The sequence below is a fragment of the Pseudomonas sp. AC070 genome, assembly GCF_979258635.1.
Map to the genome: position 1 here is coordinate 2,046,822 of NZ_OZ409871.1, position 15,766 is coordinate 2,062,587.

At 61.8% G+C, this 15,766-nt stretch carries 15 protein-coding genes; 8 read left to right on the forward strand and 7 right to left on the reverse strand.

What is annotated here, in order from left to right:
* Nucleotides 1-30: 30 nt before the first annotated feature.
* On the forward strand, nucleotides 31-624 hold the full coding sequence (locus tag ACZZ0Q_RS09295; protein WP_463560498.1) for a hypothetical protein: 594 nt from the start codon (nucleotides 31-33) through the stop codon (nucleotides 622-624).
* 44 nt (nucleotides 625-668) lie between these two features.
* Nucleotides 669-1,208 carry a hypothetical protein gene (locus ACZZ0Q_RS09300; protein ID WP_463539226.1) on the forward strand — a complete coding sequence of 180 codons (540 nt, stop codon included), beginning with the start codon at nucleotides 669-671 and terminating at the stop codon, nucleotides 1,206-1,208.
* Here the strand turns inward: ACZZ0Q_RS09300 and ACZZ0Q_RS09305 are convergent.
* The gene (locus tag ACZZ0Q_RS09305; RefSeq protein ID WP_463539225.1) at nucleotides 1,205-2,524 is read right to left on the reverse strand and encodes an OprD family porin; all 1,320 of its coding nucleotides are present in this window, start codon (nucleotides 2,522-2,524) and stop codon (nucleotides 1,205-1,207) included. The genes ACZZ0Q_RS09300 and ACZZ0Q_RS09305 overlap by 4 nt on opposite strands.
* A gap of 97 nt (nucleotides 2,525-2,621) precedes the next feature.
* The gene (locus tag ACZZ0Q_RS09310; RefSeq protein ID WP_463539224.1) at nucleotides 2,622-3,164 is read right to left on the reverse strand and encodes a chalcone isomerase family protein; all 543 of its coding nucleotides are present in this window, start codon (nucleotides 3,162-3,164) and stop codon (nucleotides 2,622-2,624) included.
* 156 nt (nucleotides 3,165-3,320) lie between these two features.
* Here ACZZ0Q_RS09310 and ACZZ0Q_RS09315 point away from each other — a divergent pair, with 156 nt between their 5' ends.
* Together ACZZ0Q_RS09315 and sthA are read left to right on the forward strand one after the other, a co-directional pair.
* Nucleotides 3,321-4,328 (forward strand): FAD:protein FMN transferase, encoded by a 1,008-nt coding sequence (locus ACZZ0Q_RS09315; RefSeq protein ID WP_463539223.1) that lies wholly within the window; start codon nucleotides 3,321-3,323, stop codon nucleotides 4,326-4,328.
* A gap of 196 nt (nucleotides 4,329-4,524) precedes the next feature.
* Nucleotides 4,525-5,919, forward strand: coding sequence for a Si-specific NAD(P)(+) transhydrogenase (gene sthA, locus ACZZ0Q_RS09320; RefSeq protein WP_122450530.1), 1,395 nt, complete (start codon nucleotides 4,525-4,527; stop codon nucleotides 5,917-5,919).
* Between the two features lie 51 nt (nucleotides 5,920-5,970).
* Here sthA and ACZZ0Q_RS09325 read toward each other — a convergent pair whose 3' ends face one another.
* Genes ACZZ0Q_RS09325 through ACZZ0Q_RS09335 form a run of 3 tightly spaced genes read right to left on the reverse strand, consistent with a single transcriptional unit; the run spans nucleotide 5,971 to nucleotide 7,628 of the window.
* Nucleotides 5,971-6,693 carry a glycerophosphodiester phosphodiesterase gene (locus tag ACZZ0Q_RS09325; protein WP_122450531.1) on the reverse strand — a complete coding sequence of 241 codons (723 nt, stop codon included), beginning with the start codon at nucleotides 6,691-6,693 and terminating at the stop codon, nucleotides 5,971-5,973.
* Nucleotides 6,694-6,716: 23 nt separating this feature from the next.
* Nucleotides 6,717-7,028 carry a phosphodiesterase gene (locus ACZZ0Q_RS09330; protein WP_463539222.1) on the reverse strand — a complete coding sequence of 104 codons (312 nt, stop codon included), beginning with the start codon at nucleotides 7,026-7,028 and terminating at the stop codon, nucleotides 6,717-6,719.
* A gap of 21 nt (nucleotides 7,029-7,049) precedes the next feature.
* Nucleotides 7,050-7,628, reverse strand: a complete 579-nt coding sequence (locus ACZZ0Q_RS09335) for a PilZ domain-containing protein (protein WP_463539221.1) — start codon at nucleotides 7,626-7,628, stop codon at nucleotides 7,050-7,052.
* A gap of 141 nt (nucleotides 7,629-7,769) precedes the next feature.
* Here ACZZ0Q_RS09335 and ACZZ0Q_RS09340 point away from each other — a divergent pair, with 141 nt between their 5' ends.
* Genes ACZZ0Q_RS09340 through ACZZ0Q_RS09350 form a run of 3 tightly spaced genes read left to right on the forward strand, consistent with a single transcriptional unit; the run spans nucleotide 7,770 to nucleotide 10,964 of the window.
* Nucleotides 7,770-9,020: a lipoprotein-releasing ABC transporter permease subunit gene (locus tag ACZZ0Q_RS09340; protein ID WP_463539220.1), complete on the forward strand. Its 1,251-nt coding sequence runs from the start codon at nucleotides 7,770-7,772 to the stop codon at nucleotides 9,018-9,020.
* Nucleotides 9,021-9,027: 7 nt separating this feature from the next.
* Nucleotides 9,028-9,720, forward strand: a complete 693-nt coding sequence (gene lolD / locus ACZZ0Q_RS09345) for a lipoprotein-releasing ABC transporter ATP-binding protein LolD (RefSeq protein ID WP_463539219.1) — start codon at nucleotides 9,028-9,030, stop codon at nucleotides 9,718-9,720.
* Nucleotides 9,720-10,964, forward strand: a complete 1,245-nt coding sequence (locus ACZZ0Q_RS09350) for a lipoprotein-releasing ABC transporter permease subunit (RefSeq protein ID WP_463539218.1) — start codon at nucleotides 9,720-9,722, stop codon at nucleotides 10,962-10,964. The genes lolD and ACZZ0Q_RS09350 overlap by 1 nt, the downstream gene beginning before the upstream one ends.
* A gap of 235 nt (nucleotides 10,965-11,199) precedes the next feature.
* Here ACZZ0Q_RS09350 and ACZZ0Q_RS09355 read toward each other — a convergent pair whose 3' ends face one another.
* Nucleotides 11,200-13,026: a long-chain-acyl-CoA synthetase gene (locus ACZZ0Q_RS09355; protein ID WP_463560500.1), complete on the reverse strand. Its 1,827-nt coding sequence runs from the start codon at nucleotides 13,024-13,026 to the stop codon at nucleotides 11,200-11,202.
* A gap of 191 nt (nucleotides 13,027-13,217) precedes the next feature.
* On the opposite strand from ACZZ0Q_RS09355, the gene ACZZ0Q_RS09360 reads away from it, so the two are divergent.
* Entirely contained in the window at nucleotides 13,218-14,894 is a 1,677-nt protein-coding gene (locus ACZZ0Q_RS09360; protein ID WP_463539217.1) for a mechanosensitive ion channel family protein, read from the forward strand.
* Here ACZZ0Q_RS09360 and ACZZ0Q_RS09365 read toward each other — a convergent pair.
* Nucleotides 14,873-15,694, reverse strand: coding sequence for an SDR family oxidoreductase (locus tag ACZZ0Q_RS09365; protein WP_463539216.1), 822 nt, complete (start codon nucleotides 15,692-15,694; stop codon nucleotides 14,873-14,875). The two genes, ACZZ0Q_RS09360 and ACZZ0Q_RS09365, sit on opposite strands and share 22 nt — an antisense overlap.
* Nucleotides 15,695-15,766: the final 72 nt, after the last annotated feature.

Here is a 15,766-nt window from a genome sequence, read left to right on the forward strand (position 1 = left end):
TATGAAGCTGCTCTAATTTCGGCTCGGATAATGGCCCAGGAAAATCGTTCCACCTTATTGAGTTCTGCCAGCGATACTTACAACATCACTTTCCGCCGTATTCATAATCTCTTTTTAACGTTTCCCCACAGGACTCCCATGTACTCCCCCCGCGAAGCCACCAAAGACCACCTCTACACCCATTCTTTCGTATCACTCCTACTGCTGATCCCGCTGGCCTTGCTGATGCTGATGTCCAAAGGCGACGGCATTCCGCATTTGAAGTTGTTGCTGGCGAAGGGTACTGCGCAGGGAGTGGTTGGGGTTGTCGAGCCGCATCCGACTTTTCGCGACTATCGCCTTGTTCACTATCGTTTCACTACGGCCGATGGGCGCGTGATTGAGAGCGGGTATTCGCAGAACGACGTTAACCACCCGGCGGTTTATTCTCCGGGGCAGCCGGTCCAGATTGTGTACTCACGGTGGTTTGATGATGCGGACGCCATCGAGGCCGTGTTTGAGCGAGGCACGACTGGCTTTTCTATCTTTGTTACCTGCTTGGGGTTGATGTTGCTCTGTGTGCTGTATTCCTTCTGGAGTTTGAAAAAGCTGATGAAGCACACTGAGGAAGAGCGGTTTTATTGAGCTCGCCACCACCCTTTCGTTTAAGTCCGTCCATCAGGCCTTCCATGAAAAGCTACGTTTCCTTCGTTATTTCCCTGGCATTAGGCGCTTGCCTCGCAAGCTGCTCGAGCTTCAATTACAGCGACTACCAAGCCAACTTAACGCCTGACGCGATGCAGCCGTACGACCTGTCTCGCGGCGCTGCGGCTTCCCCAATCATCTATTTCGACACCTACACAACCCGTGAAGCCGGCCTCTCGGTGCATCGCTTGTTAATCGCCACGCACCTCGACGGCCAGTTGCTGCCCGCTGCTGCGGTCAGCCCTGCGGCTAAAGGTTTTCAGGCGCTGAAGGTTTCGCCGGGCAAGCATTCGTTGCAGTGGTGCTGGCTGTCGAAAAACGCCATTGGGCCGGGCAGTGAGCGCTGTGGTTTCGAGGCGGACGGCGTGGTGTTCAAGGCGGGGCAGCGGTATGTGGTTCGGTGGAGCGACGCCAAGTCGTTCGAGGGCCAGGCGACGTTTGTTCGGATCAATTCGCGGATTGAAATCCTCGACAGTGGCGAGGTCATTTTCCGTCAGTTGCAGTCGAACAGCGGGTCGTATTAGCGGCCGCTCAGTACGTCCAGCGGGTATTCGATGACCACGTACAGCCGGTCGATATCGCGCCCGGCTTGGGCGTCGTTGCCGCGATGAGTGACGTAGGAAACGCTCAGGGCCAGGTCTTTGGCGGCGCCGGATTGCACGCGGTATTTGCCTTCGATGTCGCGTTCCCAATGTTTGCCGCCGTCGCCCTGGTTGGGGGCGTAGGCGGCGAGGTCGGCATCGTAGGGGTTGTAGGCGCCGCCTTGGGGGGCGTGGGTGCCGTCGATGTTGCTGCCGCGTACGTAGCGGGTCATGAAGGTGAGGCCGGGCGTCAGCAATTGGCTGAGGTCGAGGTCGTAGCGCAGTTGCCAGGACTGTTCGTTGGCGCCGTTGAAGTCGGCGTATTTGATGGAGTTGGCGAGGTAGATGGAGTCGCCGCCCACGAAGTCGAACGGGGTGTCGCCGCTGATTTTCTGGTAGCCGAGGCTGAAGGCTTGTTCGCCGATGCTGAGTTTGCCCAGCAGGCTGGCGGCGGTGGTGTTGATGGCGCCGGCCCGTTCGGCGCCGGTGCCGAGGGTGCGATAAACATTGGCGTCCCAGTTGAGGCGGCTGCTGGCGCTCAGGGTTTGTTTGAGGTGCAGGTTGCCGTAGTACTGGCGCCAGGTGTCGCTGAGTTCGCTGGCGTACACGGCGCCGCCCCAGGTGTCGTCGCCGATGCTTTGCAGGCCGAGCAGGGTGATGCTCTGGTGGCGGGTGCTGGCGCCATAGCCGTCGAAGTCGCTGCGCGAGCTGCTTTCGTCCTGGTTCTTAAAGGCGTTGAAGTGGCCGGCGGTCCAGCTCAAGCGCGCGCCGGCTTGGCCTTGGAGCAGGGCACCGGTGGCGTATTCGGGTTGCAGGCGTTTGTCGGCGGTGTCGAATACCGGGGTTTCCACTTCCATTTCGCCCAGTTTCAAACGGGTGTCGCCCAGGCGCAGTTTGAGCGCGCCACCGGCGCTGGAGTAGTTGTCGGCGGCTTCGCCGGAATCGCCGACTGGCAGCAAGCCGGTGCCGGCGCGACCGCCGCCGCTGTCCAGGCGCACGCCGACAAAGCCATGGGCGTCTACGCCAACGCCCACTGTGCCGGTGGTGTAGCCCGATTCGAAACGCCCGATAAACCCTTGCGCCCACTCGCGGTTGTAGCTGTTACCGCTGTGGCCGGTGCGGGTGTCGTTGTTGAGGAAAAAGTTGCGGCTGAGCAGGTTGAGCGTGGCGTCGTTCAGCAACGGCGAAACGTCGGCCTGTGCGGCGGCGGCCCAGGTGGTGGCCAGTAGCGGTGTGCAGAACAGCAGGGTAAACCGCATGGCGGAACTCCAGTGGTAAAGCTGGAGTATCCGGGCAAGGACAGGGGGCTGGATTGAAGGGCTGTGCTGTTGCGCGGTTCAGCGCTGGGGTTTGCGCTTACTGCGGGGTCATTAGTTGCGTGCGCAATTCTTCCGACAGCCCGTCTTTGGCCACCCACAAGCCCAGGTACGCCCGGGCAAATTCTTTGTCGCCGTTGCGGTAGACCTTCTGGCCGTTGAGCTCCAGTACCAGACCTTCTTCGGCGGTGTAGGTGAGGGCGTAGCGGTCGCCGGGGTTGATGTCTTTGAAGGTGGCTTGCAGCGGTTCGATGTCGGCGCGCAGTGCTTGCAGGCGCTCGGCTGGCTGCTGGCGTTCGATGGTGGCCCAGGCGGCTTTGATCACGTCGTCGCGGTCGATGGCGCGCAGGTAATAAAGCTCCAGGCGCTGGTTGCGCATTTGCGTGACGGCCTCACTCGGGGTTACGCCCGGCTCGGTGTAAAAAGCGGCGGCGTATACGTCCACCCACAAATAATTGAGTACGCCCTGGCTCTGGCGTTGCAGGCTTTGCCGTTCGTTGGGGAAGGCGGCTTGTTGCAGCGGTTCGCTGGCCCACAGCAAGGTGCTGGTGAGCAGAAGTAGCAGGGTGGCGGTCAGGCGCATGACAAAGCTCGTGATGGCAGAGGCGGTGCCAGCATACGGGTTTGTGGATGACAGTTGCGCGCCGGTTTCTGTTGCCAAACGCGACGGCTGTTGGTCGCGGTGGCGGCTGTCGAGCGGCTATCCTTGCGCCTTCTTGTTTGCTTGCCGAGCGCTGCCGTGTTTCGTCATCTGTTGCCGCTAGTGCTGTGCGTTTGTTTGCTGGGCTGCGGGCCGCAGGTGTCCGAGTTTGGCGGCCCGACTATGGGCAGTCATTACACGGTGAAGTATGTGCCGGGCGAGAACACGCCCGCCGCGGCGGTTGTGCAGGCGCAGGTGGAGGGGTTGTTGGCGGAGGTCGATCAGCAGTTTTCAACCTGGCGCGCAGACTCCGTGGTGTCGCGCTTCAATGCCTTGCCCGCCGGCAGTTGCGCGGCGGTGCCCGAGTCGGTGTTGGCCCTGGTGCGCTTTGCCGATTCGCTGTGGAAAGACAGCAGCGGCGCCTTCGATATCACCGTTGAACCGCTGATGAACCTGTGGGGGTTCGGGCCGCAGTCGCGCAGCCACGAGGTGCCGTCGGCGCCGCAGATTGCCGAGGCGAAGACGCTCGTGGGGCAAAGCCATCTGCGCATCGACGGGCACCAGCTGTGCAAAGACCTCGCCGTGCAACTGGACCTCAACAGCATCGTCGCCGGCTACACGGTCGATCGTATCGCCGAGCACCTGCGCTCGCTGGGTATCGACAGTTACCTGCTCAATGTCACGGGCGAGTTGAAAGCGGCGGGGCGCAAGCCGGATGGCGAGGCGTGGAAGGTGGCCATCGAAGCGCCGCGTGAAGACGTGCAGGTGCCCGAGCGCGTGTTGGCGCTGGACGGTTGGGGCGTGTCCACGTCGGGCGATTACCACACCTATTTCGAGCGTGACGGCCAGCGTTATTCCCACACGCTGGACCCGCAAACCGGCGCGCCCATTACCCATCGGTTGGCAGAAGTGACGGTGCTCGATCACTCGACCCTGCGCGCCGACGGTCTATCGACTTTACTGATGGTGTTGGGGCCGGAGCGCGGCATGGCGTTTGCGCAGCAGCATGGCATTGCGGCGCTGTTTGTCAGCCGCACGGCGAGCGGTTTTGTCAGCCAGGCGAGCAGCGCCTTCAGCCGCGAATTTGATGTTCCTGCGACGCCGTAGGCTGTATCGCGCCATGTAGTGCAGACAATGCTCGCCTACCGCGCGACCAATCGCTAATGTGCGCAACGCAAAGCCGCAGTTAAGCTGCGCACCTATTTCGAGTTGTCGCGAGTCGCGTTACGAGGTCCACGTAACGAGGCGGTCGCGGTGTTGCCACGGACGCACAGGCGTCCTGGTCTGTACCAGAGGAGTGAACATGGCGGTCTACAACTACGACGTGGTGGTATTGGGTTCGGGCCCGGCAGGGGAAGGCGCAGCGATGAACGCCGCCAAGGCCGGGAAAAAAGTGGCCGTGGTCGACAACCGTCGCGAGGTGGGCGGCAACTGCCTGCACCTGGGCACCATCCCGTCCAAGGCCCTGCGTCACTCGGTTCGGCAGATCATGCAGTTCAACACCAACCCGATGTTTCGCCAGATTGGCGAGCCGCGTTGGTTCTCCTTTCCCGATGTGCTGAAAAGCGCCGAGCGGGTGATTTCCAAACAGGTCACTTCGCACACCAGTTACTACGCGCGTAACCGTGTCGACCTGTTCTACGGCACCGGCAGTTTCTCCGATGAGCAAACCATTGAAGTGGTGTGCCCCAACGGCGTGGTGGAAAAACTGGTGGCCGCGCAAATCATCATCGCCACCGGCTCGCGTCCGTATCGCCCGGCGGATATCGACTTCCACCACGAGCGCGTTTACGACAGCGACACCATCCTCACCCTGAGCCACACCCCGCGCCGCTTGATCATTTACGGCGCCGGCGTGATCGGCTGTGAATACGCTTCGATTTTCAGCGGCCTGGGCGTGTTGGTCGACCTGATCGACAACCGCGACCAACTGCTCAGTTTCCTCGACGGCGAAATCTCCGATGCCTTGAGCTACCACCTGCGCAACAACAACGTGCTGGTGCGTCACAACGAGGAATACGAGCGCATCGAGGGCATGGACAACGGCGTGGTGCTGCACCTCAAATCCGGCAAGAAGATCAAGGCCGACGCCTTGCTCTGGTGCAACGGCCGTACCGGCAACACCGACAAACTCGGCCTGGAAAATATCGGCATCAAGGTCAACAGCCGTGGCCAGGTGGAAGTGAACGAGCACTACCGCACCAGCGTGTCGAACATTTATGCAGCCGGTGACGTGATCGGTTGGCCGAGCCTGGCGAGTGCGGCGTTCGACCAGGGTCGTTCGGCGGCGGGCAGCATTATCGAGAACGGCAGCTGGCGCTTTGTCGATGACGTACCCACCGGCATTTATACGATTCCGGAAATCAGCTCCATCGGTAAAACCGAGCAGGAACTGACGGCGGCAAAAATTCCGTATGAAGTGGGCAAGGCGTTTTTCAAAGGCATGGCGCGCGCGCAAATCGCCATCGAGCCGGTGGGCATGCTCAAGCTTTTGTTCCACCGCGAAACCTTGCAGATTCTTGGCGTGCACTGCTTCGGCTATCAGGCCTCCGAGATTGTGCACATCGGCCAGGCGATCATGAACCAGCAGGGTGAGGCCAATACCATCAAGTATTTCGTCAACACCACCTTCAACTACCCGACCATGGCCGAGGCGTATCGGGTGGCGGCGTTCGACGGCCTCAACCGGCTTTTTTGAGCGGCACCGACCGGTGGCCTGAGCCGGTCGGGGAGCAGGACTGTTTCGGGGTCAGCGATTCGCGAGAGTGGCGCTGGCCAAACCGGGAAAGTCTGTAATCAGGCTGTCCACCCCGAAATCAGCGAGCCGGCGCATCAGTGCCGGTTCGTTGACCGTCCACACCGACACATGCAGCCCTTGTTTCTGCGCTTTGATCAGGCGCTCCGGCGTGCACAGCGTCCAGTTCAACGCCAGCAGGGAACAGCCATAGTTCTGCGCCACTTTCAGTGGATCGAGCCAGGCGTATTCGGCCACCAGGCCGCGCGCCAAATCCGGCGTCAGGCGCACCAGCGCACGCAACACTTCCCGCGAACTTGAGGTGACCGTGACCTTGTCCAGCAGGTTGTACTGCTGCGCCAACTCACGAATCGCCAGCACAGTGCGCGCTGCCCGCACGCGCGAGGCGCTTTTCACTTCCAGTTGCCAATGCTCAAAGTCGCACTGCTCGAACAACTCGGCCAGGCGCGGAATCGGCGTGGGTTGCACCCAGCCGGGGCCGCCTTTGCGGGCGTCGTAGGTCACCAGCTCGGCGGCGTCGTGTTCCACCACTTTGCCGCGATGGCCAGTGGTGCGTTTCAGCGTCGGGTCGTGAATCACCATCAGCTCGCCGTCGCGAGACAGGTGCAGGTCGAGTTCGCAGCGGCGCACGCCGTGTTTGAGGCACTGCTGGAAACTGGCCAGGGTGTTTTCCGGTGCTTCGCCCTTGGCGCCGCGGTGGCCGTAGATCAGGGTCACGGTTGCTCCTTGCTGATGAATGCTTAGTTGGACGCCGGTGCCGGCTGGGCCGCGCGCGGCTCATGGTGACGCACGCTGTCGACTACATGGGTGTTTTCGAAATAAACGCTGAAGTCGCGGTAGTCCCAGCGCGTGATCGGCGGGTTGCCGACCGGTTTGTGTTCTTCATCCGGCAACCCGAACTGGTCGAGCACGCTGCGCTGCAATTGGCCGCGAACGGGCAGGGGCGTGTTGCTGGCACCTTGCTCGCCGATGGGAATTTCCAGGGTGTCGGCCTGCGCGGCCAAGGGCAGCGCACCGAGTAGCAGGCTGAAAAGAAGAGCGGGGCGGGGCATGGTTTTTCTCTCGTGCGGCCGTTAGCTGAGGGGCGTTTCGCGGGCTTGGCGACGTTCCATCGCCTGCTTTTGCAGAATATGCCGGGCCAGTAATTGCCGTTGTGCGTCGGTTAGCGCTTCGAACTCGGTGCCGATTTCGTATTGGCCGTTGGGCTGCTGTCGGCAATGCACCACCTGCGCCCGCAACAGCAGTCCGAGGGCTTGCGGCATCAGCACCATTTTCACCGCCAAGTGGCTACCGGCGGGTACGGGCTGGCCATGCTCGAAGCTCACGCCGCCCTCCGACAACGTCACCCGTTTCGGCGCGCCCACTTCACGCACCAGGTTCTGCGCCAGGGCTTGGCCGAGCAGATCGATACGCTTGTTGACCACCTTCAGGTAGCTGGCAAGGGTGCGATCACGCTCGCCAATATGGCGCAGCAAGTGCTGGGATTCGAAGTCGGAAAGGTGCAAATCGCTGAGCAGATTGAACAGCGGCGAGTCGTCGTGCAGGGCCTCGCTGGCCACCGCTTCGGCGCCGGACAGCAGGCTGAATTCCAGTGCGATCGTATCGGCGATGCGATAGTATTCGCGGCGGTCACTTTCATCGTTAGACGTCATGGCGAACCCATGGCAGCGGTGGTTGTCTGAGCCTGAGCTCAGCGCAGTGTGCCCAAAGTGTAAGGCCGCTAGCCGAGCCTCGCCACTGTTGGATTTTGTACAGCAGGATGCCCCTTCCTTCGCAGCGAAACCTCATTTTCTATGTTCAGACCGCTGTCCGTTTTTATCGGCGCACGTTACACCCGTGCCAAACGCCGAAATCATTTTGTTTCGTTCATCTCGCTAACCTCGATGATCGGCCTCGCCCTGGGCGTGGTGGTGATGATTGTGGTGCTCTCGGTCATGAACGGTTTCGACTATGAAATGCGCACCCGCGTGCTGGGCATGGTGCCCCACGCCACGGTCGAGTCGCCGGAGCCCATCAGTGATTGGCCCGCCATGGCCGACAAAGTGCTGCAGCACAAGCAGGTGGTCGCCGTTGCACCGTTCACCCAGATGCAAGGCCTGCTGACCCACGAAGGCAAGGTGCAGAAGGTGTTGATCAACGCCATCGACCCGGTGGAAGAGAGCAAGGTCTCGATCATCGACAAGTTCTTCAAAGAGGGCAGCCTCGACACCCTGAAGACCGGCGAGTTCGCACTGATCATCGGCGACAAGGCCGCCGCCAAATTGGGCGTGAAAGTCGGCGACAAAGTGACCTTCGTGGCCCCGGAAGTCACCGTGACCCCGGCCGGCATGTTCCCCCGTCTCAAGCGCTTCACCGTGGCGGGCATCTTTCATGTGGGCGCCGGGGAAATCGACGGTTTCCTGGCCCTGGCCAACATTCACGACATCGCTCGCCTGCACCGTTGGAAGCCGGACCAGGTGCAAGGCTTGCGACTGAAATTCGCCGACCTGTTCCAGGCGCCGCGCACCGCGTGGGAAATCGCCGGCCAGTTGGGCGACCGCGATTACTACGCCCGCGACTGGACCCGCACCCACGGCAATCTGTACCAGGCCATCCGCATGGAAAAAGCCATGATCGGCCTGTTGTTGCTGCTGATTGTGGCGGTGGCCGCGTTCAACATCATTTCCACGCTGGTGATGGTGGTCACCGACAAGAAAGGCGACATCGCCATTCTGCGCACACTCGGCGCCACGCCCCGGCAGATCATGATGATCTTCATGGTGCAGGGCACGGTGATCGGCGTGGTCGGCACCGTGATCGGCGCGCTGCTGGGCATTGTTGCGGCGCTGAACGTGAGCAGCTGGATTGCCGGCGTCGAGCGCCTGTTGGGAATCAAATTCCTCAATGCCGACGTGTATTTCATTGACTATCTGCCTTCGCAATTGATGGCCCAGGACGTGCTGCTGGTCTGCGGCGCGGCCCTGGTGCTGAGTTTCCTCGCCACTCTTTATCCGGCCTGGCGCGCGGCGCGCACCCAGCCTGCGGAGGCCCTGCGTTATGAGTAATGTCGCCATGCAAGCAAAGCAAAACAACGCCGTTCTCAGCTGCCGCAACCTGGGCAAAAGCTACGACGAGGGTCCGCAATCGGTCACCGTGCTCGCCGACCTGCAACTGGAGCTGTACCCCGGCGAGCGCGTGGCGATTGTCGGCAGCTCGGGCTCGGGCAAAAGCACCTTGCTCAACATGCTCGGCGGGCTGGACACACCGAGCACCGGCAGCGTCTGGTTGGCAGGCGAGGAATTGTCGGCACTGAGCGAAAAGAACCGTGGCCTGCTGCGCAACCGCGCGTTGGGTTTCGTGTACCAATTCCACCACTTGCTGCCCGAGTTCACCGCCCTGGAAAACGTCTGCATGCCGCTGTTGATCGGCAAGGTAGCGATTCCCGAAGCCCGTCAACGCGCGACCAAATTGCTCGAACGCGTGGGTCTGGGGCATCGCTTGGCGCACAAACCGGCGGAGCTGTCGGGCGGTGAACGTCAGCGTGTGGCCATTGCTCGCGCGCTGGTCAACAACCCCGGCCTGGTGCTGCTCGACGAGCCCACCGGCAACCTCGACCACCACACCGCGCAAGGCATTCAAGACCTGATGCTGGAACTGAGCCGCGACTCGAAAACCGCCTTTCTGGTGGTCACCCACGACCTGCAACTGGCCCAGCAAATGGACCGCGTGTGGCGTCTGGAAGATGGCAAGTTGGTGGCCGCCTGATGTTCCGCCCGCTCAGTGTATTCATCGGCCTGCGTTACACCGGCGCCAAGCGCCGTAACCACTTCATCTCGTTTATTTCCCTGACCTCCATGATCGGCCTGGCCCTCGGCGTGCTGGCCATGATCGTGGTGCTGTCGGTAATGAACGGCTTCCAGAAGGAAATGAGCTCGCGCATTCTCGGCATGGTGCCCCACGCCACCATCGCTGGCGTGCAGCCCATTTCAGACTGGCGCCAGATCGCCGACCAGGCCCTGAAAAACCCGCAAGTAACCGCCGCCGTGCCGTTCGCCGAGCTCGAAGGCATGCTTTCGTACAAGGGGTTGATGCAGCCGGTGCAAATCAACGGCATCGACCCCAAGGAAGAAACCAAGGTGTCGATCATCGGCCAGCACATCGTGCAGGGCAGCCTCAACGACCTGAAACCCGGTGAGTTCGGCGTGGTGATCGGGGAAATTACGGCGCGGCGTTTTCGCCTGAACGTGGGCGACAAACTGACCCTGATCATCCCCGAACTGAGCACCGCGCCCGGCGGTATTACCCCGCGCATGCAGCGCCTGAACGTGGTCGGCGTATTCAAAGTCGGCGCCGAGCTGGATGGCTCCATGGCGCTGATCAGCATCGCCGACGCCAGCCAATTGCAGCGTATGCAAAGCGGCCAGGTGCAGAGCGTGCGCCTGGCATTGAAAGATCTTTACCAGGCGCCACAAGTGTCGGCAGCGGTGGCTCAGCAGTTGGGCGAAGGTTACCGTCCGAGCGACTGGACGCTGACCCAAGGCAGCCTGTTCAGCGCCATGAAAATGGAAAAAACCATGATCGGCCTGCTGCTGTTGCTGATCGTCGCGGTGGCGGCGTTCAACATCATCGCTACGTTGATCATGGTGGTGGCCGACAAGGGCGGCGACATCGCCATCCTGCGCACCCTGGGCGCCACGCCCGGGCAGATCATGGGCGTGTTTATGGTGCAGGGCACCGTGATCGGCGTGATCGGCACCGTGGTCGGCGGCGTGCTGGGCGTGTTGGCGGCGTTGAACGTAAGCGCGCTGGTGGGCTGGATCGAACGCATCAGCGGGCAGCAGATTTTTAGCTCCGACGTCTACTTCGTGAGCAATTTGCCGTCTGAACTGCAAGGTCTGGACGTGGTGCTGATTTGCAGTGCGGCGTTTATTTTGAGCTTTCTGGCGACGGTTTATCCGTCGTGGCGCGCGGCGCAGATCCAGCCGGCTGAGGCGTTGCGGTACGAGTGAGTTTGTGGGGTTTTTGGTTAGTCGGGGATCGGCGCTCGACGCTCAATTCTGGATTCCCGCCTTCGCGGGAATGACGGTGACAAGGGTTTATCCCACCTTTCCCCCACACCACCGTCATTCCCGCGCAGGCGGCGGTTCGACGGCGCGAATCCAGGCTAATAGACAGTATCGACGCACCGGACAAAACCAACATTCCAACGGGCCACCAAACCCCAACCGAACCCACCCCCGCCCCCTAAAACCGATACTCCCCCCCCTGAATCCCCGCAAACACCCGCCCATCCAACACCTCAAACCCACCCCCACCCGGCAACCGCACATACAACGGGTCACTCACCCGCGCCGGATCAAACCCCGTCACTTTCAAATCATTCTTCTTGTACTTAAACGTCCCCGTCGTCTCCACCTCGCGCAGCAGCCGCACAAATAACGGTGCCGCGTAGGCCGGTAGTTCGCGGTCGAGATGTTCGGCCAACGCCACGCCATCCAACTGCTGCCCCGGCGCCAAGCGCAAGGCCGCCATGCCGCAGCGGCCGTTGGTGCCGGGAATTTCCACGCCATACACCACGGCATCCTCAACGCCGGCAAACGCGCCCAGGGCGTTTTCCACTTCGGTTGTGGAGACGTTTTCGCCTTTCCAGCGGAAGGTGTCGCCCAGGCGGTCAACGAACTGGGTGTGTTTGAAGCCGATGTCGCGCATCAGGTCGCCGGTGTTGAACCAGGCATCACCTTTCTTGAACACGTTGCGCAAGATCACCGCTTCGCTTTTTGCCGGGTCGGTGTAGCCATCGAAAGGCCACTTGGCGCTGATTTCGGTGATCAGCAAACCGGGCTCGCCCTTGTCGGCCTTTTGCAGAAAGTTTTTCTGGGTGCGCAGCGGCCGGTCGTTTTCCAGGTCGTAGCGCACGATGGCGTAGGTGGCCGGCGAGTAGCCGACGGTATTGTCGAAATTGAACACGTTGGTAAAGCCGATATTGCCCTCGCTCGAGGCGTAGAACTCGGTGATGCGCTGGATGCCGAAACGCTGTTTGAACTCGCCCCAGATCGAGGGCCGCAAGCCGTTGCCGATCATGCAGGTAAGGGTGTTGCCGTGTTCTTCCGCGCAGGGCGGTTGGTTGAGCAAATAGCGGCACAGCTCGCCGATATAGCCGAAGCAGGTGGCGCGGTAATGCTGCACGTCTTTCCAGAAGGCGCTGGCGGAAAAACGTCGGCGCAGGGCAATCGCCGCGCCGCCTGCCAGGGCCGCGCTCCAGCACACGGTGACGGCGTTGTTGTGGTAGCAGGGTAGCGTCAGGTAGAGCACGTCTTGGTCGGTAAGGCCGAGCCCGGAATGACCAAAGCCGCCGTAGGCTTTTATCCACTTGCCGTGGCTCATGATCGAGGCTTTCGGCAGGCCGGTGGTGCCGGAGGTGTAAATCAGAAAGCACGGGTCTTTCAGGCGTACTTTGGCGCTGTCGGCGACGTTGGTGTGTGGCTCGCTCCAGGCCAGGTCCATGAGGTTTTCCCAGCCGTGTGGGGCGCTGCTCGGCACGTTCAGGCTGTCGCCATCGCTCAGCCAATAACAGTGGCGATCACTGCCGTGTACCTGCTCGCGCACGGCCTCGAACGGCTCGCGCAGTTCTTCGCCAATCACAAAATGGCTGGGCTTCACCAGGTTCAGGCTGTGCACCAACACCTGCCCGCGCTGGGTGGTGTTGACCAACGCGCCCACCGCGCCAAGCTTGGCCAGGGCGGCCAACAGCAACAGCACCTCGATACGGTTTTCCAGCATCACCGCCACCACGCTGCCGTGGCTGACGCCTTGTTTTTTCAGGGCGCGGGCCAGGCGGTTGGCCCAGGCATTGAACTGCGCGTAGGTGAGTTGGCGCTGTTCTTCCAGCACGGCGGGGCGCTGCGGGTACAGGTCGGCGGCGCGCTCCAGGGCCCAGGCCAACGACAGATTTTTCTCCCGATTGCGAATGCCGGCGTAATACAAACCCCGCAACATGCGCGGCACGCGGCCAAGGGTGGCGGGCAGATGGGCAATGAAACGGGCAGGGGTGATCAGGTCGGCTTGGCTCATGTTCGCGTCGTTATGCTGTTATCGGGAACGAACCTCACTCTAGTGGCCGCGTACCGCTTGCACTATGACCGTGGTGCGCCGAGCGGCGGGCAGATGGGCAAATAGACGGGGCAGACGCTCAGCATCCGTCTATACATCAGAGCAGGTTGCCGGAACCTGGGCGCAACCACCGAGCCATTAAGGAGAGCGGCATGGGCAGGGTGTTTCACGTTCTGGTGCTGCTGATGATGGCGCTGCTGGGCAGTGGGGCCGGCGTGGCTGCCGAGGCCGAGCAAAGCATCGACCCCACGGCGACGGCTACCGACACGACCGCTACCTTGCAGGTGGCCAACCGCACGGTGATGGTGTTTCGCGCCGTGCTGCTGGGCGAGTCACCGGCCGTGCGCGCGGCGCGGGCCAAAGCATCGGTTGAAGAAGTGCTGCAAGACGGTTTCGATGCGCCCGTCACCGTGCAGCCCGTGCAGCGCAGTTTCATCGTGCTGCTCAACGGCCGCCGCAGCTTTATGGTGACGCCGCTGGATGTCGACCCGTTGGAGGCGCACAGCACCGAAGAAGCGGCCCGGCAGGCGGCCGAGCGGTTGCGTCAGGTGGTGGCTGAAACCCGTGAAATCCGCTCCTGGAGCGCCATGCTCAAGGCCTTGGGCTACAGCGTGGCGGCCACGGTGTTGTTCGTGCTGCTGCTGTGGGCCATCCATTGGCTGCGGCGCTCGCTATACAAAGCGCTGCCCATGCTGATGCAGCAAAAGGCCCGCGACCTGAAAGTCGGCGGTGCGCAGATTCTTGACCTGCGTTTTCTCTTCACTCTGGCCAACCGCCTGCTAGACCTGCTGCGCTGGACCCTCGTGCTGCTGCTCGCCTACGAATGGCTGAGCTTTGTGCTGTCGCAATTTCCCTATACGCGCCCTTGGGGCGAGCGCCTCAACAGCTACCTGCTCGACCTGCTCAGCTATGTGCTGCAAGGCGTGGTCAATGCCGTGCCGGGACTGCTGATTGCCGTGCTGATCTTTTTTATTGCGCGCGGCATCAGCGCCTTTGCCCAACGCTTGCTCAAGCGCGTGGCGCTGCAAAGCCATAGCGTGGAATGGCTCAACGAAGAAACCTTGCAACCGACCACACGTTTGACCTCGCTGGGCATCTGGCTGTTCGCCCTGGCCATGGCCTATCCGTACCTGCCGGGCAGCGGCACGGAGGCGTTCAAGGGGTTGTCGGTGCTGATTGGGTTGATGATTTCACTCGGCGCGTCGAGCCTGGTGGGTCAGGCGGCGTCGGGGCTGATCCTCACCTACACGCGCACCCTGCGCATCGGCGAGTTCGTGCGCATTGGCGAGCACGAAGGCACGATCACGGAAATGGGCATGTTCACCACGCGTATCCGCACCGGCCTGGGCGAGGTGCTGACGCTGCCCAATTCAATGATCACCGGCGCGGTCACGAAGAACTACTCGCGGGCTGTGCAGGGCACCGGTTATATCGTCGACACGGTGGTCACCATTGGCTACGACACGCCATGGCGGCAGGTGGAGGCCATGTTGATCGAGGCGGCGCGGCGCACCGATGGCATTGTCAGCGACCCTGCGCCGCTGGTGTTCCAGACATCACTGTCGGATTTCTACCCCGAATACCGCCTGGTCGCCCAAGCGATCTTCACCTTGCCGCGCCCGCGTGCGCTGCTGATGTCGGCGCTGCATGCGCATATCCAGGATGTGTTTAACGAATACGGCGTGCAGATCATGTCGCCGCATTACCTCGGCGATCCGCCCGACGCCAAGCTGGTGCCGCCGGAAAACTGGTACACCGCCCCCGCCCGGCGACCGGTGCCGGGCGAGGGCGGTGGCGAGGCTAACGGTCAGTCGACAAACAAGTCCTGAATCAGCGGGCCGCCGTCCGGGTCGAAGCGGTAGTGCTCGAAATCGGTGTGGCCCTGCTCGCGCAGAATGTCTTCATCGATCAGCAAGCGGCCGGTGATGGCGCGGCCGCTGCTGGCCAGAATGGCGTGTGCGGCGTCGGCCATAATCGCCGGCACGCGCGCACGCTTGAAGGCCTCGCGGCTGCCCAGTTCGAACTCGATGGCGGCGGTGGCGATCATGGTTTTCGGCCACAGCGAATTGACGCTGATGCCGTACTTGGCAAATTCCTCGCTCATGCCCAGGGTCAGCATGCTCATGCCGTATTTGGTCACGGTGTAGGGGCCGTGCTGGGCGAACCATTTGCTGTCCATGTTCAGCGGCGGCGACAGGTTCAGAATGTGGCCCTTGCTCTGTTTCAGATAGGGCAGCGCGGCCTGGCTGCAGACCATCACGGCGCGGGTGTTGATTTGAAACAGCAGGTCGAAGCGCTTGGGTTGCAGGTGCTCGACGCCGATCAACTTGATGGCCCCGGCGTTATTGACCAGCGCGTCGATGCCGCCGAAATGCTCGGCCGCCTTTGCCATGGCGGCGGCCACAGCGGTTTCGTCGCGCACATCCAACTGCAGTGCCAGGGCTTTGCCGCCCACAGCTTCAACTTCGGCGGCGACGCTGAAAATCGTGCCTTCTAGCTTGGCGTGGGCCTCGGCGCTTTTCGCTGCAATCACAATATTGGCGCCATCGGCGGCGGCCTTCAGCGCAATTTCACGACCGATGCCACGGCTGGCGCCGGAGATAAACAGGGTTTTGCCGGATAGGGACATGGGCGTGGATCTCCTGGGTTTTTTGTTGTTGTTCGTTGTAGATCAACCGCATCGCGGCTAAAGCCGCTCCCA